This window comes from Kosakonia oryzendophytica, from assembly GCF_900094925.1.
Classification (GTDB): Bacteria; Pseudomonadota; Gammaproteobacteria; order Enterobacterales; family Enterobacteriaceae; genus Kosakonia; species Kosakonia oryzendophytica.
This window is the reverse complement of record NZ_FMAY01000011.1, coordinates 1-21,824: the sequence shown is the minus strand read 5'-3', so window position 1 is coordinate 21,824 and position 21,824 is coordinate 1. Positions and strand designations below refer to the sequence as shown.

The following is a 21,824-nucleotide window of genomic DNA, read 5'->3' as shown; positions in this document are numbered from 1 at the left end:
TGATATTTACTAAGAATGGTGCGTCCGAATGGACTCGAACCATCGACCCCCACCATGTCAAGGTGGTGCTCTAACCAACTGAGCTACGGACGCACTGAGAAGGAATGGTGCGTTCAATTGGACTCGAACCAACGACCCCCACCATGTCAAGGTGGTGCTCTAACCAGCTGAGCTATGAACGCAGTGTTGTGGTTGACAACGGGGACGAATATTAGCGGCAGGTCGGAGAAGTGGCAAGCGGAAAATGGCAAATTTATTCCTGAATTCACGCGATTGCGGAACAACTGAACAAAACGCTGTGAAAGTAGCCGCCAGCTGGCGGCTACAGCCATTTTAACGTGCGGCGCGCTGCAAAATCGTTGCCGAAGGCAGGCGTTGCAGATAGCGCATTCGCAGCATTATCAGGATCGCTGCAGACGTCAGGCCAATAATAAAGCCCATCCAGAAACCGGCCGGGCCCATTCTCTCGACCACGAGATCGGTCAGCGCCAGAATATAGCCAGACGGCAGCCCCAGCACCCAATAGGCGGTAAAGGTGATAAAAAAGATCGAACGCGTATCTTTATAGCCGCGCAGGATACCGCTGCCAATCACCTGAATGGAGTCGGAGATTTGGTAAATCGCTGCCAGCAGCATCAGGTGCGAAGCGAGCGTCACCACTTCCGGGTTTTTGTTATAGAGCAAGGCGATTTGTTCGCGCATCAGCACGGTGAAAACCGCCGTCACCGCCGCCATACACACACCGACGATCAACCCGGTGTGCGCCGAGGTCTTGGCATCCAGCGTGGATCCCTGGCCCAAACGGAAGCCCACCCGGATGGTCACCGCTGCGGCCAGTGACATCGGCAGAACAAACATTAGCGAACTGAAGTTAAGCGCAATCTGGTGACCCGCCACATCGACAATGCCCAGCGGTGACACCAACAGGGCCACGACCGCAAACAATGTGACTTCAAAAAACAGGGCCAACGCAATGGGCAACCCCAGTTGCGCAAGACGCTTTAGCACCTCGAAATCGGGTTTAGCGAAACGCTGGGCGTGCTGAATGTCGCGCATGACGCGGGCGCGTTTTACATACATCCGCATGCAGATGAACATCACCCAATAGACCGATGCGGTTGCCACGCCGCAGCCGACGCCGCCCAGTTCCGGCATACCGAAATGACCATAAATAAAGATATAGTTCACCGGGATATTTACCAGCAAGCCGACAAAGCCCATCACCATGCCAGGCTGAGTGCGGGCCAGACCTTCGCACTGGTTGCGCATCACCTGAAAAAAGAGATAGCCAGGCGCCCCCCACATCAACGCGCGTAAAAAACGCACGGCTTTTTCCGCCAGAATCGGGTCGATGTTATGCATCGCATGAATGATATGACCGGCATTCCACAGCACAATCATGATCAACACCGCCACAATGCCCGCCAGCCAGAAACCCTGACCCACCTGGTGAGCGATGCGATCGCGACGTCCGGAGCCGTTTAACTGGGCAATTACCGGCGTCATTGCCAGCAATAGACCGTGACCGAAGAGGATAGCGGGAAACCAGATAGAGGTACCAATAGCGACAGCGGCCATATCCGTGGCGCTATAGCCACCCGCCATGACTGTATCAACGAAGCCCATTGCAGTCTGGGCGACCTGCGCAACAATGACCGGCAAGGCGAGTGCCAGTAACTGACGCGCTTCTGTAACATACTTCTGCACGAGAACACCTTTATATTGTTTTGTAGTTATAAGAGAGAATGGAACAACCGTTCAGGAAGGAGTTTTTCCTTGTGCTAAAAACGATGCCGCACTGCGATAAATGCGGCATGTGTTCAAATATTACCTGTTAAGCCCCGTTTTTGCCATGTTAACCCTGCATCAACACTCTCTTGCCGCACGCAGACCGTTGTTCATCTTATTGTTATCTGTTCGGGAAAACGCCCGGCGGTGGGATTGAGACTGGCAACGGCAATTTCCACCTGTTATTGTGCGTAAAGAAAACGGTAACGCCGTATGAATGGGAACAGGAGTGGTAGGTATGTTTACTGGTATTGTACAGGGCACGGCAAAACTGGTGTCTATTGATGATAAACCCAATTTCCGCACCCACGTCGTTGAACTTCCTGAGCATATGCTTGATGGCATCGAAACCGGTGCTTCCATCGCGAACAATGGCTGTTGTCTGACCGTAACGGCCATCGACGGCAGTCGTATTAGTTTCGATTTAATGAAAGAAACGTTGCGTATTACCAACCTGGGCGAGCTGGGCATTGGTGATGAGGTAAACGTGGAGCGCGCGGCGAAATTCAGTGATGAAATTGGCGGACATCTGATGTCCGGCCATATTATGACCACTGCGGAAATCGTCAAAATCCTCACGTCGGAAAATAATCGCCAGATTTGGTTCAAGGTGTCGGATCCGACCTTGATGAAATACATCCTCTATAAAGGCTTTATCGGTATTGATGGCATCAGCCTGACGGTGGGGGAAGTAACCAGCAGCCGTTTCTGTGTGCACCTGATCCCGGAGACGTTGCAACGCACCACGCTCGGAGCCAAAAAACTGGGGCATCGTGTCAATATTGAAATTGATCCGCAAACGCAGGCGGTTGTCGATACCGTTGAGCGCGTACTGGCTGCAAAAGAGGCTGCCGCTGTCGCTGCTGTGATTAGCGAAGAGTAATGGCCTCCTGACGGGAAAATAAAAAAGGCCGCACATTGATAATGCGGCCTTTTTACAAGGGGCTGAGGGATCAGCGCGCCACGCGCAATCCCCGTTCAATACCGCGACTAAATACTACCTGCCAGAGCTGGATATCCCGCGCGCGAAACGCGCCCGCGCAGGCGTTCAGATAGTAGCTGAACATCCGTTTAAACCGTTCGGAGTAGTTATCGGCAATCTCCGGCCATGCGTCAAGGAAACGGGCATACCACGCCATCAGCGTGCGGTCATAATCGGCGCCAAAGTTATGCCAGTCTTCCAGCACGAAATGCGCCTCGCTCGCGTCCGCGATCTGGCGTACGGAAGGCAGGCAACCGTTAGGGAAAATATAACGGTCAATCCATGGATCAACGTTGTGATCGGTACGTTTAGAGCCGATGGTATGCAGCAGGAAAATGCCATCGGGTTTGAGATTACGATCCACCACGCTGAAATAGGTCGCATAGTTTTTCGGCCCGACATGTTCAAACATACCGACAGACACAATGCGATCGAACTGGTCGTTCATGTCGCGGTAATCTTGTAGGCGGATCTCCACATCGAGGCCTTCACACCGCTGTTGCGCCAGTTTTTGTTGCTCGGCGGAAATGGTGACGCCCACCACGCTGACGCCGTAATTTTGCGCCATAAATTGCGCCAGCCCGCCCCATCCACAACCAATATCGAGCACGCGCATCCCGGGTCTTAACTGCAACTTTTCACAGCAAAGCCTCAGTTTAGCCAGTTGCGCGTCCTCAAGGGTGTCGGCCTCTTTCCAGTAGGCGCAAGAGTATTGCATCTGCGGATCCAGCATGCGGGTAAACAAGTCATTACCGAGATCGTAATGCTCTTTACCCACAATCCAGGCCCGTTTCTTACTCTGCAGATTAAATAATCTTGCTCCGGCAATGCGGAGAGTGTCTTTCAGGTGGTGCGGGAGTTGGTTTTCCAGGCCGGCGCGGAGAACTTTGGTGAAGAAGATGTCCAGCCGGTCGCAATCCCACCAGCCATCCATATAACTTTCGCCGAGTCCGAGCGAACCTTCCTGTAAAACGCGTTTGAAAAAATCAGGATTTTTCACCTGAATATCTGAAGCTGCGGGGCCATTAACCTGGATACCGGTGCGGCTCAGTAGCTCGTTTGCTATACGGAACCAATTATCATCCCGTACGCTGACTTCTTCTATACACGATGAACTCATAACTTCTCCATCACTAACCAGTGATCAGAACCTTCAAACAGCGTAGACGCTTTTTCGGGCTTGTGAGAAATCTCACGGTTTTCGCCGTGAGGCTGATATCCGACGTAGAACAGAGGAAGGGAGAACCCTTGCCGAAAGGCCATCCATGGTGAAACGGGCGTAATCCGACGCCCGTTACTACATAATATTTATCGTATTTATAAAACAGCGAAATTTAGTATAGGCTTCAAAATCAGGTGATTCAACAGAAAACTGTTAGCATGCTAATCAGTGACTTAGGGATAATCGCCGCAGCGACTATCCCCGTGAGGATGCTGTTGTGGTGGCCTCTTTCGCATACCTGCGATGCGGTTGCCGTTGCAGACGATATCCCAGCGTCGCCAGCAGTACCATCGACAGCATTACGCTGGTGGTGGTCAGTAGCGGCGTGGCGATAAGCCATGAGACCACCAGGCTTGCGAGGAAGCACAACCCAAGTTGCAGCGTATTTTGCAGCGCGGCGGCACGGCCGGTTGCCTGCGGAAAAGGGCGTAATGCCTGGGCAACCACGATGGGATAAATAGCGCCATTGGCCATTGCCATAACGCAGAACGGGATCAGCAGTGCGGTCAGCGACACGTTCGGCATAAAGCCGACAGCCCAGGTGGTCATCACGCTGAGGGCAAACGCACTTAGCAGCCAGGGAAGCAGTTGTTCGCCTTGCCACTTCTGTAGCGCAGCGCGGCAACCATAACCCCCCACCAAAAATGCAATGGTCTGTGGTACATAGCTCAGGCCAATCGCAGAGGGGCCGTACCCCATCTCATGCAGGATAAACGGTGAGCCGGTCAGCCAGGCGAAGAAACTGGCGGAACAGGCCGCATAGATAATCACATTGCCACGATAGTCGCGGGCGCGCAGCAGATCCATAAATGTCAGCGACTGCTCATCCGGCGCCGTTGCCTCAGCCGACGATTTCAGGCGTAACGCCGGGATCATCAACACCAGCGTAATCACTAGCAGCGTGGCAAAGATTGCCTGCCAGTTGAGATGCGCAAGGATCCACGCGCCGAGCAGGGGGGCCAGCGCGGGTGTCAGCCCGACCAGCGGCATAATTGTGGCGAAAATACGGTTAACGCGGTGTGACGGGTAATAATCCGTGACCAGCGCCTGCCAGCTTACTGTTGCGGCGCAAACCCCGACGGCCTGTACAAAACGCAGCACCAATAACAGCGTGGCGTCCCGCACCCATACTGTTCCCAGACAGCCCACAGCGAAAATCCCCAGGCCGGTTAACAGAATCGGTTTGCGCCCATAGCGATCCGATAACGGTCCCCACAGCAGTTGTGCAACGGCAAACCCGGCCAGAAACAGGCTCAATGTGGCGCTGACAACAGCGGAGGAGGTCTCTAAATCTTGCTGAATAGCGCTGAACGCGGGCAGGTACATATCGGTGGCTAAAAAGCCCAGCACGCTTAATCCCGCGAGCCAGACTAAAAATCCTTTGCCAGGTTGCATTGTGGTATCTCTTCTTTGTGCAGGTTATCAGGGTTGTCGAGTGTAAGGAGTGCATTCCCCCTTGTGAAACGCTAATATTTGCGCAATGGTTTCAAATTTTTTGCAGGCAGATTATGTGGTCAGAATATTCGCTGGAAGTGGTAGATGCTGTGGCGCGTAACGGCAGTTTTAGCGGCGCGGCTCAGGAGTTGCACCGCGTGCCTTCTGCTGTCAGCTACACCGTGAGGCAACTGGAGGAGTGGCTGGCGGTTCCACTGTTTGAACGGCGTCACCGCGATGTGGAGTTAACGCCCGCTGGCGTCTGGTTTTTGAAAGAAGGGCGTTCTGTTATCAAAAAAATGCAGGTCACCCGTCAACAGTGCCAGCAGATTGCGAATGGCTGGCGCGGGCAACTGGCGATTGCGGTGGACAACATTGTCAGACCCGAACGCACACGACAGCTGATCGTCGATTTTTATCGCCACTTTAGCGATGTGGAACTCCAGGTTTATCAGGAAGTGTTTAACGGCGTCTGGGATGCACTGGCCGACGGGCGTGTTGAACTGGCTATTGGTGCAACGCAGGCTATCCCGGTCGGTGGGCGCTATGCTTTTCGCGATATGGGAATGCTGAGCTGGAAGTGTGTGGTTTCCTGTCGGCATCCGCTGGCGGCGCTGCCGGGCCCATTAAGTGATGAGACGTTGCGTAACTGGCCCTCACTGATACAGGAAGATACATCACGCTCGTTACCGAAGCGCATTACCTGGCTGCTGGATAACCAGAAACGCGTGATGGTACCGGACTGGAAATCATCCGAAGCCTGTCTGTCTGCCGGGTTGTGCGTGGGAATGGTCCCGGCGCATTTTGCCAGGCCCTGGCTCGATCGCGGGGAGTGGGTGGCGCTGGAGCTGGAAAATCCCTTCCCGGATGCCGCTTGTTGCCTGACGTGGCAGCAGAACGAGGCATCACCTGCACTGAACTGGCTTCTTGAGTACCTGGGGGACAGTGAAACGCTGAATCGGGAATGGTTGCGGGAGCCGGAATAAGGGCTCCCGCAAAAGGGGATTAACGGCGGTAGTCGCGGAACGGACCATCGGCGACTGAGCGACGCTCGATCAGACGCGGATGCACTTCAATGGATTGCGACTCTTCGCGTTTATTCACAATACGGTCAAGCAGCATGGTAAACGCAGTTTCACCCAGCGAATCTTTCGGCTGGTGTATTGTGGTCAGTGACGGCGTGAAGAAGCGGGAGTTACGCACATTGTCATACCCGATCACCGAAATATCCTGTGGGACGCGTAATCCCATCTCGTCGGCCGCACACAGCGCACCCATGGCCATAATATCGCCGCCGCAGAAGACGGCTGTCGGGCGATGCGTCTGTGCAAGGATCTGCTGCATGGCGCGATAACCAGACTCAGGTTCAAAGTCGCCCTGGACAATCCAGCTTTCCGGTACGGAAATGGTGGCTTCTTCCATTGCTTTCATAAAGCCGGCGAGACGGCCCGCGCCGGTGTTGCGCTCAAGCGGACCCGGGATCACACCGATATCGCGGTGCCCGCGTTCGATCAGATAACGCCCGGCCATATAACCGCCTTCAAAGGCGTTATCGATCACCGTGTCAGTAAAGTCGGCTTTGGCTTCGCCCCAGTCCATAACGACCATCGGGATATGGCGATACTCTTCCAGCATGCTCAGTAGGGATTCCGGATACTCGGAACACATTACCAGCAGACCATCAACACGCTTTTGCGCCATCATCGACAAGTAAGCGCGTTGTTTTTCCAGGTTATTCCAGGCATTACCAAGAATCAGGGTGTAGCCTTTCTGGAAGCACTTCTTCTCAACAGCCTCAATGATTTCGGCAAAGTAGGCTGCTTCGCTGCTGGTGGCCAGCAGGCCGATCGATTTGGTGTGATTCACCTTCAGGCTGCGCGCCACGGCGCTCGGTGAATAATGCAGCTCTTTGATCGCCGCCCACACAGCATTGCGCGTCTCTTCGGCGACAAAACGTGTTTTGTTAATTACGTGTGATACGGTTGTGGTGGAAACGTTTGCTCGCTTCGCTACGTCTTTGATCGTTGCCATCAGATGTCACTCCAGACCATATCTCAAGCTCCTGATAATACATAAGGTAAACGTTTGCCTTCAATCACCCTGTACCCATGAATGGGGGTGCGGTACGCCGGGAAAAAGACACTGGACGTCAGGAGGGGAGTCAATGGCCGGTACGCTAATAAATTTAGCGTCGAATTTTGTCTGATCTTGAGCAAAAGGGGAAGTGATAAAACATCTGACACGCTAATTCCTGCAAGATTTTTACGTTTATTTGTGCAAAAATGCGCTATCTCACTTTTTGTGTGGAAATTAAAACGGAGAAAATTGATGAGCACCGACCTGAAGTATTCACTGTTCACTACCGTCATCGTGCTGGGTCTGATCGTTTTCGGCGCCCTGACTGCTGCACTGCATTGATTCTGCGCGAGGGGGAACCGGGTTCCCCCTCCGTTTTCATCCCCGCCATTGTTATCAATTTTGCAATACTCTTTTGTCATTCCGCTAACTGCTGTTTTTTGTGATTGATGTCATACTTTTGACTTCTGCGACAGTGTCCCGAATCGACACGGCTTTTCCGGAGTCAGTTTATGAAAATGAATTTCCCTTTGCTTGCCCTGGCGATTGGCGCCTTTGGCATCGGTACGACCGAGTTCTCCCCGATGGGATTACTGCCGGTGATTGCCCGCGGCGTTGACGTTTCTATCCCGGCGGCGGGGATGCTGATTAGCGCCTATGCTGTCGGCGTAATGGTCGGTGCGCCGTTAATGACCTTACTGCTTTCTCATCGCGGCAGACGCAACGCGCTGATTTTTTTGATGGCGATTTTTACGCTGGGTAATGTGTTGTCGGCGATTGCACCGGATTACGCCACCCTGATGCTGGCGCGTATCGTCACCAGTCTCAATCACGGGGCATTCTTTGGCCTGGGATCGGTGGTTGCTGCAAGCGTTGTTGCCAAAGAAAAACAAGCCAGCGCCGTCGCCACCATGTTTATGGGGCTAACCATCGCCAATATCGGTGGGGTGCCAGCTGCGACCTGGCTGGGTGAAACCATTGGCTGGCGCATGTCGTTTATGGCAACCGCGGCACTGGGCATTGTCGCCATGCTGAGTCTGTTCTTCTCACTGCCGAAAGGCGGCACCGGAGAACGCCCTGAGGTGCGTAAAGAGGTGGCGGTGCTGATGCGCCAGCAGGTCTTGTCTGCACTGCTGACCACAGTATTAGGGGCAGGGGCGATGTTCACGCTGTACACCTACATTTCACCGGTTCTGCGGACCATCACAGATGCGACGCCTGTCTTTATTACGGCAATGCTGGTGCTGATTGGCGTTGGGTTCTCCATCGGCAACTATCTTGGCGGTAAACTGGCGGACCGTTCTGTGACCGGAACACTTAAAGGCTTTTTGGTGCTGTTGATTGCCATCATGCTGGCTATCCCGTTTCTTGCACAAAGCGCGATCGGCGCGGCTATCAGTATGGTGGTCTGGGGCGCAGCGACTTTCGCCGTGGTGCCGCCGTTGCAGATGCGAGTCATGCGCGTGGCACATGAAGCACCGGGTCTGTCCTCTTCCGTGAACATTGGTGCATTTAACCTGGGGAACGCATTGGGTGCCGCAGCCGGTGGGGCAGTCATATCCGGTGGTCTGGGTTACAGCTTTGTGCCGGTGATGGGGGCGATTATCGCCGGTCTTGGCCTGTTGGTGGTGCTCTCTTCGGGCCGTACTCAGCCGGAACGTGCCTGCACAGCAGCAGAATAATAATCAGGAGGGGTTTCCCCCTCCTGGTGAGATTTACGCAGCGAGATTTTTCGCCACAAAGTCCCAGTTTACCAGCGCCCAGAAGTGCTCCAGATAGTTCGGACGGGCGTTACGGTAATCGATGTAATAGGCATGTTCCCAGACATCAACGGTCAGCAACGGCGTGGCATCCGTCGTTAGCGGTGTACCGGCGTTCGATGTTGACACAATCGCCAGTTCGCCATCAGCCTTCTTCACCAGCCATGTCCAGCCCGCACCAAAGTTTTTGACCGCCGCGTCGGTAAACTGCGCTTTGAATTCAGCGAAGCTACCGAATGACTTCGCAATAGCAGAAGCCAGCGCGCCTGTCGGTTCGCCACCCGCGTTCGGGGCGAGACAGTGCCAGTAGAAAGTGTGGTTCCAGACCTGCGCGGCATTGTTAAACACACCGCCTTCGCTGCTCTTCACGATCGCTTCCAGGGATTTGCCTTCGAAAGCAGTGCCTTTGATCAGGTTATTGAGGTTGGTGACATAGGCCTGATGGTGCTTACCATAGTGGTAGTCCAGTGTTTCAGCCGAGATATGCGGCGCCAGGGCGTCTTTTGCATACGGTAATGCAGGTAATTCGAACGACATTGCTACTCTCCTTCATTATTTTAATACACCCAATAGCCCTACTGAGTGTATGGATAGAGTAGCAAATAGAAAGGGGTGACAAAAGAGAGAGTTACCTGCCACAGAAGCGGCAGGTAACAGGATTAACGAATGGTTTTCGGTGTAACCACGCGGCGGGCACCGACGTAGTGACGCTGCCAGTAGTCTTCACTGAGCGAGGTAACCTGAATATCCTGGCCGCTACGCGGTGACTGGATAAACTTGCCGTTACCTACGTAAACACCAACGTGGTCCGCTGTGCCGCGACCCTGGGTGCGGAAAAAGACCAAATCACCGCTTTCCAGTTCTGCGACATTCACCGGCGAGGCATCACGCAGGTGATACATCTCATTTGCCGTACGTGGAATGCGGAATTTCACCAAATCTTTATAGGCGTAATAGACCAGTCCACTGCAGTCGAAACCTGTATTGGGCGAGGTGCCGCCCCAGTGATATGGCTTGCCAATCTGATTCATCAGTTTGGACATGGCGGTTTTCTGCGCTTTTTGGATACGGACTTTGTGCACATCGGCAAGAGCAGCCGTCTTAGTGCTTTTGACTTTAACGCAGTGCGGTTTGTGGCCTTTACGCGGCGTACATTTTTCGGTCCAGGTTACAGCAGCGGTTTTGGTCTGGCTGGATTTATTACGACGCGTAGAGAGTTGGCTGGCTTTACTGCTGGTAGTGACTTTCTTCGTTGCCGGAGATTTTTTGGTCTCCGTCGTTTTTTTGTTCGTTGTTTTGTTAGTTGTTTTGGTTTCTGCGTTGCGACTGTTTTTCTTTGATGTCTTTTGCGATGTGGTTTTTTTCTTACGTTCGGATGCTTTCGCCAGATGCGATTTTTGCACGGCCGACGCTCGCGCCTGTTCAGAGGCGTTAGCCAATGGCGTGAAAGAAAGCGTGGTGAACAACAAAGCACAGAGCGTGATCGAAGATTTTGGTATTCGCGCCACTGAGCAATCCCCTGTTAGAGCAGGCATTTAACAATGCGTGCGTATGATTTCAAAACCCGTCGATTCTAATCCATAAAAAGCACAAAAGTTAAGAGTGTTTTTGCATCTATAGCTGCGTTTCGTTAGCAAGCGCAAAAAAAAGCAGCAAAACGTTTCTATGGCGGTTAAGAGTTAAGCAACCGGCGGAATCTGAATTGTGTTAAGTCACATTTTGGAGGCAACTTTACAGGTATGGACGTAAAATCGTAACCAGTGAACAAAATGTTATTTTCGGTTGGCTCTCTGAACCGTTACACTATCCACCATCTGCCGTAGAAGTTGAAGGAAGCAAGACAATGAGCACTACACTTGAAAAAATCCAGCGCCAGATCGCTGAAAACCCGATTCTGCTGTACATGAAAGGCTCTCCGAAGCTGCCAAGCTGCGGCTTCTCCGCTCAGGCTGTACAGGCGCTGTCTGCCTGTGGTGAACGTTTCGCTTATGTGGATATTCTGCAGAACCCGGATATCCGCGCTGAACTGCCGAAGTATGCGAACTGGCCAACCTTCCCGCAACTGTGGGTGGAAGGTGAACTGGTTGGCGGCTGCGACATCCTGATTGAGATGTATCAACGTGGTGAGTTGCAGACGCTGATCAAAGAAGCGGCCGCTAAGCATAAGGGCGAGCAGGGCGCGGAGTAAGCCGCTCGCGGTTAACGTTGCTAAAAGGGTTCATGTTTCAACATGAACCCTTTTTACTGTCAAAAGGTGTATATCAGCCCTGCGGTCGTTAGCATATTATAACTTTCAATACCGCCACCATTTTTATAGTCTGCATTTATATTTTGACGATAGTTATTAACGTTAACGTCAGTCTTCTTATTTGTCACCCGATTCCAGGTTCCCTCAATATAGAGTTTCATATTCTCCGTGACGTAATAACCTACGCTTGCAGCAAGTGAAAAAAAGTTCTGTTCTCTTGCTTTATCAGTAAACGTCAGGTCTCTGAGATAATGCTCATCATTTCCTGTGGTTCGCGCCCAGGCGCTATATTTAAGTGTTCCGGAAAATTCAATATCGCTATAACGATAGCGTCCGGTCAGACCGACATAGGGGATCTGGTAGTGTTGCTTATAGCCGATATTGATTTCATTGGGATCAAAGGAACCGGTGTGGGCACCATTATTATAGCTGTAGCTTCCACCTCTACTGTGAAAGCTGATGCGGTTCTCCTGATACCCCACCATTATTCCCAGACGCCATCCGGGGGTGTTAAACATCCAGCCTTTTACATTCACATCAAATTGATTGGAAAAGTTAAGTCGCGTGTCAGGGTGCGAGCTGTGATCGGTCCACGAATCCTGCACAGCGTTTTGCCAGTCGTAATCATTCATATGGCTGTTTCCACTGGAAAACGTTGACCAGCCTGATGCGCCTAATGAGAACCACCGCATGGCGTCCCATTCCAGAGCCCCCTGAACGACAGCAGCATTGCGGTAACGCCAGTCGAGTTGGCTAAGTTTTCGTCCACCTTGATTGGGCGAGTAAACCCTTTCATGGGTCAGGCCGCTCAGGGTACCCACATTAATCCCGGCAGAAACCCGATCCCAGTTAAGCACGCGATTTTGCATTTCGGCAGAAGCCGGAAAAGCCATAGGGATAAAAAACAGAGCAAGAATAATATTGAGCTTGTGCATTATTTCACCTTCATCAAAATATATTAAGCGGGTCTTTCTGTGCTCACCATGAAATAAATTACAAATAACCCATTATTACGCGTTGGGTTAATTCATTCATAATTAATATATGTGTTTTTTACAGCGTTCAGGTGCGCCAAAATATCATCGGCTGCCTTAATAATATTTTTATGCCGCTAAGTGAAATGAGATAATTAATCTGCCAAAGGTGAATGGCGAGTTTTTTCAGGATGTCGAGGGAGGGTTTTGTGGTGTTTTTATCTGTTAATAATGGATAAGTTGGTAGAAAAAGAATGTGAAGGGAGTGTTTAAGAAAACGATATACGTTTATCTAATTTCGATTGACCGCGTTAATAACCGGTCACTGAATGCAACCGGCATAGAATATTTCTGGTATTTATGGTTGAGGATCTTCAGCCAACGGTAATGGCCAACCGCCAAGACGTTTCCAGCGGTTGACTATTTCACAAAACAGGAGGGCGGTTTGGGCGGTGTCATACAGGGCGGAGTGCGCCTGTGTGGCGTCAAAGGCAATGCCCGCAGCGGCACAGGCTTTAGAGAGGACCGTCTGCCCCAGCGCCAGCCCACTCAGTGAAGCGGTATCAAAGGTGACAAACGGATGGAAGGGGTTGCGTTTCAGTGATGCCCGCTCGGCAGCGGCCATCATGAAGCTGTGATCAAAAGTGGCGTTATGGGCCACCATAATCGCACGGTTACATCCCTGGTCTTTAATGCCCTTACGCACCAATTTAAAAATCGCGTGCAGCGCATCGTGTTCACTCACCGCGCCGCGCAGCGGGTTAGTTGGATCGATACCGTTAAACGCCAGTGCTTCCGGTTGCAGGTTCGCCCCTTCAAATGGCTCAACATGGAAATGCAGCGTACTGTCAGGCATCAACCAGCCTTGTTCGTCCATTTTTAAGGTAATGGCGGCGACTTCCAGTAGCGCGTCGGTTTTGGCGTTAAACCCTGCGGTTTCAACATCGATGACAACAGGGTAAAAGCCGCGAAAACGGTCGCACAGACCAGTAAGTTGAGCGTTATCGGACATCAGGATCTCTTGAGACGGAAAAAGGGCAGCGCATTATGGCAAATTTTAGGAAGGGATGTAAAACAACGGGCGCAAAGCGCGCCCGGCAGCATTAATTGCCTAAACCGTGGCCGGCATCTTTCTCTTCGATCAGCTCGATCTTGTATCCATCCGGATCTTCAACAAAGGCGATAACCGTGGTGCCGCCTTTGACCGGACCTGCTTCACGTGTCACGTTGCCGCCGTTTTTGCGGATCGCTTCACAGGCTTCTGCGGCGTTTGGCACGCTCAGGGCAATGTGACCATAGGCTGTCCCCAGTTCATAGCTGTCCACACCCCAGTTATAGGTCAGCTCAATCACGGCTTCTTCAGTTTCCGGGCCGTAACCCACAAACGCCAGCGAATATTTGTATTCCGGGTTTTCACTGGTACGCAGTAACGTCATGCCCAGCACGTTGGTGTAGAAATCGATGGAGCGTTGCAGGTCGCCGACGCGCAGCATAGTGTGAAGTAAGCGCATAATGTCCTCTTTTTAAATGGTTTACCGTTCCGGTCAGAAACACTGTTTTAGTATAGCGGCGGAAAGCCGCCGCTATCAATGAACAATCAGAGGATCACAGCACGGGGTAATCGGTGTAGCCTTCAGCGCCGCCGCCATAGAAGGTTTCCGGGCGCTGCGGGTTCAGTTCGGCTTTCAGTTGCAGGCGTTTCACCAGATCAGGGTTGGCGATGTAGGCGCGACCAAAGGCGACTGCATCAATCAGACCTTTTCCGATCAGGTCTTCGGCTTTCTCTACGGTGTAAGCGCCAGCGCCGATGATTGGACCGTGGAAGCGTGCGCGCACTTTCTCACGGAATGCATCCGTATAAGGCTGGCCGCCTGCCCAGTCTGGTTCGGACATATGCAGGTAGGCGATACCGCGTTTACCCAGTTCTTCAATGAGATACAGCGCATCGGCTTCTTCGTTCGGGCCATTGTCGGTATTCTGGAAAGAACCGATAGGCGAGACACGGATACCAATTCTGTCAGCGCTCCACTCTTTGCTCACGGCATCCACAACTTCCAACACCAGGCGGGCGCGATTTTCCACGCTGCCGCCGTACTGATCTGTACGGTGGTTTGCAGAAGGCGACAGGAACTGATGCAGTAAATAACCATGAGCAGAATGCAGTTCTACAAGGTCAAAACCGGCTTCACGGGCGTTGGCCACAGCCTGACGGAAGTCGTCAACGATCCCCGGGATTTCACTGGTTTCCAGTGCGCGCGGCATAGACGTATCTTCACGCGTTGCATTACCGTTAGCATCGCGCAGCGAAGTGCGAGTCCCGGCACTGATAGCCGATGGCGCAACCGGCGCTTGCCCGCCAGGCTGCAAACTGGTGTGAGAGATACGGCCGGTATGCCACAGTTGTACGGCGATACGACCGTTGTCCCCGTGCACGGCATCCGTGATTTTTTTCCACGCAGCGATTTGCTCCGCGCTATGCAGACCGGGTGCGCCGGCATAGCCTTTTGCCTGGGCTGATATTTGTGTTGCTTCGCTAATGATCAGCCCGGAACTGGCGCGCTGGCGATAATACTCCGCCATCAACGGCGTGGGGATATCGCCGGGTTCGATGCTGCGCAAGCGTGTCAGCGGCGCCATCAGAACACGGTTCGGTGCGGTAATTGCGCCCATTTTCAGCGGCGTGAATAACTTACTGGACATAACAACTCCTGAATAGACCGGTCGACTAGTAAAAGGTGAAATAAAAACGCCCGAGTAACTAAGGCGTCGCAATAATGGTTTTCGCGTGCGCCAGCGCGCTTTCCAGCGGCAGGGCGCTACGGGAAATCTTCGCCTGCAGGTTCGCACCCAGCCAGAGCGAGTACAAGACCTGCGCCTGTGTTAATGCCTCACCAGAAAAGGTCAGGCTTCGCTCGGCACGGCCTTTTTCCAGCGCATCGCTGAGCAGAACGATGATACGGCTTGCGCCTTTATCCATTGCTGTGCGCATATCCTCTGACAGATCACACACCTCCGCAGAAAGCTTCACCGTCAGACAGCCGCTAATAATGCCCTGCTGACAAAACTGGTTGAGCGTTTCCTGGTAATAGGCCAGCAGCCTGTCGCGATAGTTTCCAGCACCGCTGGCGAAATGGGTGATCAGCCGCTGGTGATAACCCGCATAATGACGCTCAAGCAATGCCACACCGAACGCCTCTTTGGAGCGAAAATAGTGATAGAAAGAGCCTTTCGGCACTTCCGCTGTTTTCAGTAATTCGCTCAGGCCCATGCCGGTAAACCCGCGATGCATACAGAGCCGCTCGCCGGTAGCCAGTAAATGTTCGCGTGTATCGTGTTCGGTATGTCTGTTCATGGCGATAATGTACTAGACCGATTGGTCTGTTGCAAGTAGCAAACAATGCGCTTTTCGGGTTGCGCGTTGCCGGTATGCAGTCTTCAATAGTAGAGATAACGCGTCTATCGCAGGAGAGGACAGTGCCAGAACAACTGGAGTTTTTCCCTATCCAGAGCCCGTGCCGTGGCATCTGCCAGTCGGATGAAAAAGGCTATTGCCGCGGCTGTATGCGCAGCCGTGATGAGCGTTTCAACTGGCAACGAATGACCGATACGCAAAAGCAGGAGGTCCTGCGCCTGTGCCATCAACGCTTTCAGCGCAAAATGCGTGCGAACAAATCCCTTCCGGCAGAAGAACCTCAGCAACCTTCACTGTTTTGACCGACTAAATGCGTATAATCAACGGAAATTACCTTCGAGGAAACCGTTATGGTTCAACGTATTGCCCTTGCGCCGCAAGGTCCGGAGTTCTCCCGTTTTGTCATGGGCTACTGGCGTTTAATGGAGTGGCAGTTCTCTCCCCAACAGCTGGCAAGCTTTATTGAATCCCACCTTGATTTAGGGGTAACCACTGTCGATCACGCTGATATCTATGGCGGCTATCAATGTGAAGCGACATTTGGCGAAGCATTGAAACTTGCGCCGCACTTACGCTCGCGTATGGAGATTGTCAGCAAGTGTGGTATTGCCACCACCGCGAAACCGGAACATGTGATTGGTCATTACATTACCGATCGCGACCATATTATTCGTAGCGCCGAACAGTCGCTGATGAATCTCGCCACGGATTATCTCGACTTGCTACTGATACATCGCCCGGATCCGTTGATGGATGCCGATGAGGTTGCGGAGGCGTTTTTGACGCTGCATCAAAGCGGAAAAGTCCGCCATTTTGGTGTATCCAATTTTACCCCGGCGCAGTTTTCCCTGTTGCAATCACGCCTGCCGTTTACCCTGGCCACCAACCAGGTTGAAATCTCTCCGGTGCATCAGCCGTTGTTGCTGGACGGCACCCTTGATCAATTGCAACAACTGCGCATCCGCCCTATGGCCTGGTCCTGCCTGGGCGGCGGGCGCTTGTTCAACGATCCTGAATGCCAGACGTTACGGGATGTTCTGGCGACGGTGGCGCAGGAGCTGAATGCCGAAACCATCGAGCAGGTGGTCTATGCCTGGGTGATGCGTCTGCCGTCACAACCGTTACCGATTATTGGCTCCGGTAAAATTGAGCGTGTACGCTCTGCGCTGGGGGCTGAGGCGCTGCAGATGACCCGCCAGCAGTGGTTCCGTATCCGCAAAGCTGCGCTGGGCTTTGATGTGCCGTGATGGCTGAAACGGCGACTTTCCGGTGAAATCTTTTACCCTGGTTTAGACTTACAGGGTAAAAGTGAATCAAAGGAGGTCATATGAAGCGTTTTAGTCTGGCCATGTTGGCATTGTTGGTCTGCGCAGGCGCGCAGGCCGCCAGTGAAGAAGTGGATATGCATCTCGTCACTGCTCAGGGCATCGGGCAGTCTATCGGTACGGTGAAGATCAGTGAAACGGACAAAGGTCTGGAATTCGCCCCGGATCTGAAAGCACTACCGCCCGGAGAGCATGGTTTTCATGTCCATGCCAAAGGGAGCTGTGAACCTGCGACAAAAGAGGGGAAACCTTCTGCAGCAGAAGCGGCAGGTGGTCACCTTGACCCTCACCATACCGGCAAGCATGAAGGGCCGGAAGGCGCAGGGCACTTAGGGGATCTCCCGGTGCTGGTGGTGAATAATGAGGGTAAAGCCACGCAGGCAGTGGTGGCTCCAAGGCTGAAAAAGCTGGCTGACGTGAAGGACAAAGCCCTGATGGTGCATGTTGGCGGCGATAATATGTCCGATCAACCGAAACCTTTGGGGGGCGGTGGCGCACGTTTTGCCTGTGGAGTGATTAAGTAAGCGTTCCGGGGGCTGGCGCCTGCTCCAGCTGCGACAATGCGCAATACAAGCGCCAGATAACGGAAGCCAGTTCTCGTGCTGCGGGCTGGTGGTGCGTACCAAGCGCAGCGCAAATCCGTTGCAGCTCTGCCAGCGTGGCGGACAGCGTTCGTTGCTGAACGCCACGCTCACTCATCACATCATTCAGTAAAGCAATGCAGCGATCCCGCACCCGAGTCAGCGGATCGGAACGGCTTTCCCAGTCGCGCAATTGCCATACCACATGCGAGCAGTTCAGTAACACCACACCCCAGCGTAATAACCAGCGACGCGCCAGCGCATCCTGACTGTTGCTGAGCCGGCTGATATGGTGATAAACCACTGACTCGAATTCATGCTCATCCAGATGCGGCCTGGCACTAAGCTGATCAACAAAGTTTCGCCGTAACGCGTGGATCTGGCGGCGGCTCTTGCGGGCATCTGAGCCGGGACGCAACACGGCAAATGCCAGCCACGCCAGCGCAACGCCGAGGATCTTCGCCAGGTTGTCATTTAAAAAATCAGCAAAGTCGTACACCGGCGGATTGGTGACGGCAATAAACGATCCCATAAATACGATCAACTGCCCCCACAATCCGGCCCGTTTAGGCATCTGTAATTTCAATAACTGCATTGTGGTGAGAAGAGGGAACAGAAACAGTAAAAAGGACCACAGCTCGCTGACTTGCACCATCAGGCCAAATTTCACGACGAAACTGAACAACGAGAGCAGCAATAAGGTGCGCAACAGTAGTGTCAGCGAGTTAAACGGTGCAGGTGAGACGGAGTAAAGCACACAACTGATAGCCGCCAGCGTCAACGCCGCAGAACCGTATTCCCACTGGGTGGTAATGCTCCACGCGCCAACCAGACCGAGGGCGAAAAACGTCCGGACTCCGCTCAGCAGCGCCTCGACATTATCGGTGTAGCGCATCAGCCCCGGGCTGCGTGGCGGGGTATAAACGCTGATCGGTGATGCATTCTCCACACGGGCTAACCAGCGGCTACTGAGCAGGTATAGACGGCAAAAATAGCGTAACCGTAGCCAGAATGCCTGGTGGCGGTAATCTGCCGCATCGGTAGGGGCAATAGGGGCAATAATGCGCGCCACGGTCAGAGCGTCGGTTTGCGGGTGGGACAGCGCAGCTAGCAGTTGCTCCAGCACCGGGCGCAGGTGAGCCGGTGCATCGGGCCAGTTTAACAACATCCTGCGCAGGCTGGAGATCACACTGGTCATGCGCAGCTGCTGGTGCAATAGCCAGGTCATCAATGTGTTTTGCCGACGAAAGCGGTAATGACTCCAGAACGCCTGAATACGTAGCAAGTTGGTCGTGAGGATCTGGCCTATCACGCTTTCATGGGCGCTACGAATCGCATCGGTGGTTTCCGGTTGCCAGAGCAGACTGGCATGTTCCAGCAGGCGGGCATGCATTTTTTTTAGCGCCGAGAGCAGCGCAGGCCCATCAGCGGTGCCGGGAAGGAGCATCATCATCATGCCGCCGCACAGGATCCCCAGTATCACTTCGCAAACACGCGCCTGCGCGATGTCCCACAGTTCGGTAATGTCGGTAATATTGACCATCGCAAACGCGATGATTGCCGCCGTATAACCCGCCAGTTGAAAAGCATAAGCGACATTATTCGCGAACTGCGCGCAGGCCCAGGTGCAAAGCGCAATCCAGCCGGACATGGTGAACAAAAACAACCACGGATCATTCAGCGTCTGACCCGCAATCATCAGCGCTGCGCACGCACCGAGCAGGCTACCGGCAATGCGACCAAGACTTTTGCTGATCACACCACCGACGGTCGGAAAACTCACCACGGCGGCGGAGGTCATGGCCCAGTAGGGTTCATCAAGGTCAAGAAAGTAGGCCACCGTTAGCGCCAGACACATCGCGATACCGTTGCGCAGCGCGTAGCGCCACTGACCTGTCGTGGCTTTTACCCACGGCAGGTTGTGCCAGAGCGCGAAGGAGGATTTCATCAGGGGACGCCAATCGCCACGGTGCAGGTGGTACCGGAAACCAGCGTCAAGTCATCGGGCAGTGTATCAAAACGAATGCGTACAGGTACGCGTTGTGCCAGACGTACCCAGGGCACGTTGGGCTTAATATCCGGTACCAGCCCGCTGTCGGTTTCTATGCTCTGATCGTAAATGGCGCGACCGATACTCTCGACGTGACCCTGTAACGTGGCATTACCGCTGTAAAGCACGATTTTTGCCGGGGCACCGGTACGAATATGGCGTAGTTTGGTCTCTTCAAAATACCCCATCACATAAAACGAGTGGCTATCCACCAGCGCAAATACCGGTTGCCCGGCGGTAGCGTAGTTGCCGTTGCGCGTGGTCAGATTGGTGACCCAGCCATCGACCGGTGCTTTGACTGTGGTCTGCGCAAGCTGCCATTTTGCCTGCGCGAGTTGCGCGTCGGCAGCAGCAACGCTCGCTTGTGCCGCTTTTACACTAATATTGGCAGTATCGAGATCTTCAGCAGAGATGTAGTTTTGCGAAAGGTGGCGGCGGCGGTTGGCTTCGTTATTGGCTTTCGCCTGCTCCGTTTGCGCTTTTGCCAGTTGGGCTTCGGCATTCAGTACCGCAATGCGGTAGGGTGTTTCGTCGATGCGAAAGAGCGTATCGCCCGCTTTTACGGACTGATTATCGCGAACGTTGAGTTCCCTGATACTGCCGGAAACCTGGGGCGTGATGCTGACCTGTTCAGCGCGTACTTTGCCGTCACGGGTCCATGGTGACTGCATATACTCATTCCACATCCACCACGCGGCGACAATCGCTACGGCCAGCACCGGTAAGGTAGAAAAGTATTTTAGCGATTTCAGACTCATAATTACCCCACAATCAACAGGCCAAGGGAGAGGCTAAGCGCTATAACAAACAGTGAAAGATCCATCAGGATGGGATGCCAGATATCGCCAGCGTAGATCCAGTCGCGCAACAAACGGTGGGCAACAAGCCAAAGCAGAAAGCCCAGCATGACTGCCTTACACAAAGGGGGAAAGTAAATCGATGCGCCAAAAATCAGGTCCTGCAGGGGTAATTCTGGGGTACTGGAAGTTAACTTCACGCGTTTATGTCCTGTGCGGTCGGGCGAATCGCCGGGCGGGCGGTAGGCGGTAAAAATGACGCCGTGCTAAAGCGGAGGATCCTTAGCGTAAGCCCTGACGAGTGCAGCAATACATTTGTTTTACCAATATAAATACTGCAAACTATTCTAAAATGAGTATAATAACTTAGCAAGCTAATTATAAGGAGATGAAATTGGAATCGCCATTAGGTTCTGATCTGGCACGCTTAGTGCGCGTGTGGCGCGCTTTGATTGACCATCGCCTGAAACCTCTGGAATTAACGCAGACTCACTGGGTAACGCTACATAATATTCATCAGTTGCCGCCCGAGCAGTCGCAAATTCAACTGGCTAAAGCGATTGGCATCGAGCAGCCCTCGCTGGTGCGTACGCTGGACCAACTGGAAGATAAGGGGCTTATTTCCCGCCAGACATGTGCCAACGACCGCCGTGCTAAGCGGATCAAATTGACTGAAAAAGCCGCGCCCATCATAGAAGAGATGGAAACGGTCATCCGGAAAACGCGGGGGGAAATTCTCCAGGGAATTTCGACCGAGGAACTGGATCAGTTAATAAAGATGATCGCCCGACTCGAACACAATATCAACGAACTCCAGTCGCGAGACTGACACTAAAAAGCCTTGCTTTCGCAAGGCTTTTTCATTGTCACCCCTAAACCACCTCCTGGGGAGGTGGTGATTGATCCTGTAAGGCTATAGCCTGAAGAATGCCCATGCCGGAATATCTCTGCTTACTCACCACAAGTAAAAGGAGACAAACCGACATGGGGCTTTACAGGAGTTCATCACATGTATATTGGCGTTGTAAATACCACATAGTCTGGACGCCTAAGTACCGTTTCAGGATCCTGAAAGATAAGTTGGGCAAGGAACTTTACAGGACAATCTACATTCTCTGCGGAATAAAGGATTGTGAGGTTCTGGAGCTAAATGTTCAGCCAGATCATGTACATCT

General features: G+C 53.0%; 23 protein-coding genes, 2 tRNA genes and 1 pseudogene. 10 read left to right on the top strand and 16 right to left on the bottom strand.

The window, feature by feature from the left end; all coding sequences use genetic code 11:
• Positions 1-16: 16 nt before the first annotated feature.
• The 3 genes from GA0061071_RS17460 to mdtK form a co-directional block, all read right to left on the bottom strand.
• Positions 17-93, bottom strand: a tRNA-Val gene (locus GA0061071_RS17460).
• A 12-nt stretch (positions 94-105) separates the two neighbouring features.
• Positions 106-182: transfer RNA gene (locus GA0061071_RS17455), tRNA-Val, on the bottom strand.
• A gap of 151 nt (positions 183-333) precedes the next feature.
• The gene (gene mdtK / locus GA0061071_RS17450) at positions 334-1,707 is read right to left on the bottom strand and encodes an MdtK family multidrug efflux MATE transporter (protein WP_061495278.1); all 1,374 of its coding nucleotides are present in this window, start codon (positions 1,705-1,707) and stop codon (positions 334-336) included.
• Positions 1,708-2,026: 319 nt separating this feature from the next.
• Between mdtK and GA0061071_RS17445 the strand changes: the two genes are divergently transcribed.
• A complete protein-coding gene (locus GA0061071_RS17445) occupies positions 2,027-2,671 on the top strand; it encodes a riboflavin synthase subunit alpha (RefSeq protein ID WP_088236885.1) in 645 nt (214 codons plus the stop codon).
• A 70-nt stretch (positions 2,672-2,741) separates the two neighbouring features.
• Here the strand turns inward: GA0061071_RS17445 and cfa are convergent, their stop codons facing one another.
• Complete coding sequence (cfa, locus tag GA0061071_RS17440; RefSeq protein ID WP_088236884.1) at positions 2,742-3,890, bottom strand: cyclopropane fatty acyl phospholipid synthase; 1,149 nt, start codon at positions 3,888-3,890, stop codon at positions 2,742-2,744.
• A gap of 297 nt (positions 3,891-4,187) precedes the next feature.
• Positions 4,188-5,387 carry a purine nucleoside transporter PunC gene (punC, locus tag GA0061071_RS17435; RefSeq protein ID WP_088236883.1) on the bottom strand — a complete coding sequence of 400 codons (1,200 nt, stop codon included), beginning with the start codon at positions 5,385-5,387 and terminating at the stop codon, positions 4,188-4,190.
• A gap of 113 nt (positions 5,388-5,500) precedes the next feature.
• On the opposite strand from punC, the pseudogene punR reads away from it, so the two are divergent.
• A pseudogene (punR, locus tag GA0061071_RS17430) lies at positions 5,501-6,435 on the top strand (DNA-binding transcriptional activator PunR).
• On the opposite strand, the gene purR reads toward punR, so the two are convergent.
• Complete coding sequence (purR, locus tag GA0061071_RS17425; protein WP_061495293.1) at positions 6,432-7,457, bottom strand: HTH-type transcriptional repressor PurR; 1,026 nt, start codon at positions 7,455-7,457, stop codon at positions 6,432-6,434. The pseudogene punR and the gene purR sit on opposite strands and share 4 nt — an antisense overlap.
• Positions 7,458-7,754: 297 nt before the next feature.
• Here purR and cydH point away from each other — a divergent pair, with 297 nt between their 5' ends.
• Together cydH and GA0061071_RS17415 are read left to right on the top strand one after the other, a co-directional pair.
• Complete coding sequence (gene cydH, locus GA0061071_RS17420) at positions 7,755-7,844, top strand: cytochrome bd-I oxidase subunit CydH (protein WP_088236881.1); 90 nt, start codon at positions 7,755-7,757, stop codon at positions 7,842-7,844.
• A gap of 170 nt (positions 7,845-8,014) precedes the next feature.
• Positions 8,015-9,184, top strand: a complete 1,170-nt coding sequence (locus GA0061071_RS17415) for an MFS transporter (RefSeq protein WP_088236880.1) — start codon at positions 8,015-8,017, stop codon at positions 9,182-9,184.
• 33 nt (positions 9,185-9,217) lie between these two features.
• Here the strand turns inward: GA0061071_RS17415 and sodB are convergent, their stop codons facing one another.
• Positions 9,218-9,799 carry a superoxide dismutase [Fe] gene (gene sodB, locus GA0061071_RS17410; RefSeq protein WP_061495303.1) on the bottom strand — a complete coding sequence of 194 codons (582 nt, stop codon included), beginning with the start codon at positions 9,797-9,799 and terminating at the stop codon, positions 9,218-9,220.
• Between the two features lie 122 nt (positions 9,800-9,921).
• Positions 9,922-10,770 carry a C40 family peptidase gene (locus tag GA0061071_RS17405; RefSeq protein WP_088236879.1) on the bottom strand — a complete coding sequence of 283 codons (849 nt, stop codon included), beginning with the start codon at positions 10,768-10,770 and terminating at the stop codon, positions 9,922-9,924.
• Positions 10,771-11,105: 335 nt separating this feature from the next.
• On the opposite strand from GA0061071_RS17405, the gene GA0061071_RS17400 reads away from it, so the two are divergent.
• Positions 11,106-11,450 carry a Grx4 family monothiol glutaredoxin gene (locus GA0061071_RS17400; protein ID WP_061495309.1) on the top strand — a complete coding sequence of 115 codons (345 nt, stop codon included), beginning with the start codon at positions 11,106-11,108 and terminating at the stop codon, positions 11,448-11,450.
• Between the two features lie 59 nt (positions 11,451-11,509).
• Here the strand turns inward: GA0061071_RS17400 and GA0061071_RS17395 are convergent, their stop codons facing one another.
• The 5 genes from GA0061071_RS17395 to GA0061071_RS17375 all read right to left on the bottom strand — a co-directional run bounded on the left by GA0061071_RS17395 (position 11,510) and on the right by GA0061071_RS17375 (position 15,836).
• Positions 11,510-12,445, bottom strand: a complete 936-nt coding sequence (locus tag GA0061071_RS17395; RefSeq protein WP_088236878.1) for an omptin family outer membrane protease — start codon at positions 12,443-12,445, stop codon at positions 11,510-11,512.
• Between the two features lie 397 nt (positions 12,446-12,842).
• Positions 12,843-13,496 (bottom strand): ribonuclease T, encoded by a 654-nt coding sequence (gene rnt / locus GA0061071_RS17390; RefSeq protein ID WP_061495315.1) that lies wholly within the window; start codon positions 13,494-13,496, stop codon positions 12,843-12,845.
• A gap of 91 nt (positions 13,497-13,587) precedes the next feature.
• Positions 13,588-13,995 carry a lactoylglutathione lyase gene (gloA, locus tag GA0061071_RS17385; protein WP_061495318.1) on the bottom strand — a complete coding sequence of 136 codons (408 nt, stop codon included), beginning with the start codon at positions 13,993-13,995 and terminating at the stop codon, positions 13,588-13,590.
• Positions 13,996-14,089: 94 nt separating this feature from the next.
• The gene (gene nemA, locus GA0061071_RS17380) at positions 14,090-15,184 is read right to left on the bottom strand and encodes an alkene reductase (protein ID WP_088236877.1); all 1,095 of its coding nucleotides are present in this window, start codon (positions 15,182-15,184) and stop codon (positions 14,090-14,092) included.
• A gap of 58 nt (positions 15,185-15,242) precedes the next feature.
• The gene (locus GA0061071_RS17375) at positions 15,243-15,836 is read right to left on the bottom strand and encodes a TetR/AcrR family transcriptional regulator (protein WP_061495324.1); all 594 of its coding nucleotides are present in this window, start codon (positions 15,834-15,836) and stop codon (positions 15,243-15,245) included.
• Positions 15,837-15,958: 122 nt separating this feature from the next.
• Between GA0061071_RS17375 and GA0061071_RS17370 the strand changes: the two genes are divergently transcribed.
• The 3 genes from GA0061071_RS17370 to sodC all read left to right on the top strand — a co-directional run bounded on the left by GA0061071_RS17370 (position 15,959) and on the right by sodC (position 17,745).
• Positions 15,959-16,198, top strand: a complete 240-nt coding sequence (locus GA0061071_RS17370; RefSeq protein ID WP_088236876.1) for a DUF1289 domain-containing protein — start codon at positions 15,959-15,961, stop codon at positions 16,196-16,198.
• 48 nt (positions 16,199-16,246) lie between these two features.
• Entirely contained in the window at positions 16,247-17,143 is an 897-nt protein-coding gene (locus GA0061071_RS17365; protein WP_088236875.1) for an aldo/keto reductase, read from the top strand.
• An 80-nt stretch (positions 17,144-17,223) separates the two neighbouring features.
• Positions 17,224-17,745 carry a superoxide dismutase [Cu-Zn] SodC gene (gene sodC, locus GA0061071_RS17360; protein ID WP_061495332.1) on the top strand — a complete coding sequence of 174 codons (522 nt, stop codon included), beginning with the start codon at positions 17,224-17,226 and terminating at the stop codon, positions 17,743-17,745.
• Here sodC and GA0061071_RS17355 read toward each other — a convergent pair.
• From GA0061071_RS17355 to GA0061071_RS17345, 3 genes are read right to left on the bottom strand one after another with little or no spacing between them, the layout of a single operon-like run.
• Entirely contained in the window at positions 17,738-19,750 is a 2,013-nt protein-coding gene (locus tag GA0061071_RS17355) for an FUSC family protein (RefSeq protein WP_088236874.1), read from the bottom strand. The genes sodC and GA0061071_RS17355 overlap by 8 nt on opposite strands.
• On the bottom strand, positions 19,750-20,610 hold the full coding sequence (locus GA0061071_RS17350; RefSeq protein ID WP_061495338.1) for an efflux RND transporter periplasmic adaptor subunit: 861 nt from the start codon (positions 20,608-20,610) through the stop codon (positions 19,750-19,752). The genes GA0061071_RS17355 and GA0061071_RS17350 overlap by 1 nt, the downstream gene beginning before the upstream one ends.
• A 2-nt stretch (positions 20,611-20,612) precedes the next feature.
• Positions 20,613-20,849 (bottom strand): DUF1656 domain-containing protein, encoded by a 237-nt coding sequence (locus GA0061071_RS17345; RefSeq protein WP_061495341.1) that lies wholly within the window; start codon positions 20,847-20,849, stop codon positions 20,613-20,615.
• Positions 20,850-21,037: 188 nt separating this feature from the next.
• Between GA0061071_RS17345 and slyA the strand changes: the two genes are divergently transcribed.
• Both slyA and tnpA read left to right on the top strand, forming a co-directional pair.
• Entirely contained in the window at positions 21,038-21,478 is a 441-nt protein-coding gene (gene slyA, locus GA0061071_RS17340) for a transcriptional regulator SlyA (protein ID WP_061495344.1), read from the top strand.
• Positions 21,479-21,633: 155 nt separating this feature from the next.
• Positions 21,634-21,824: IS200/IS605 family transposase (tnpA, locus tag GA0061071_RS17335; protein WP_139109677.1), on the top strand; the 191-nt coding region annotated here is incomplete at its 3' end.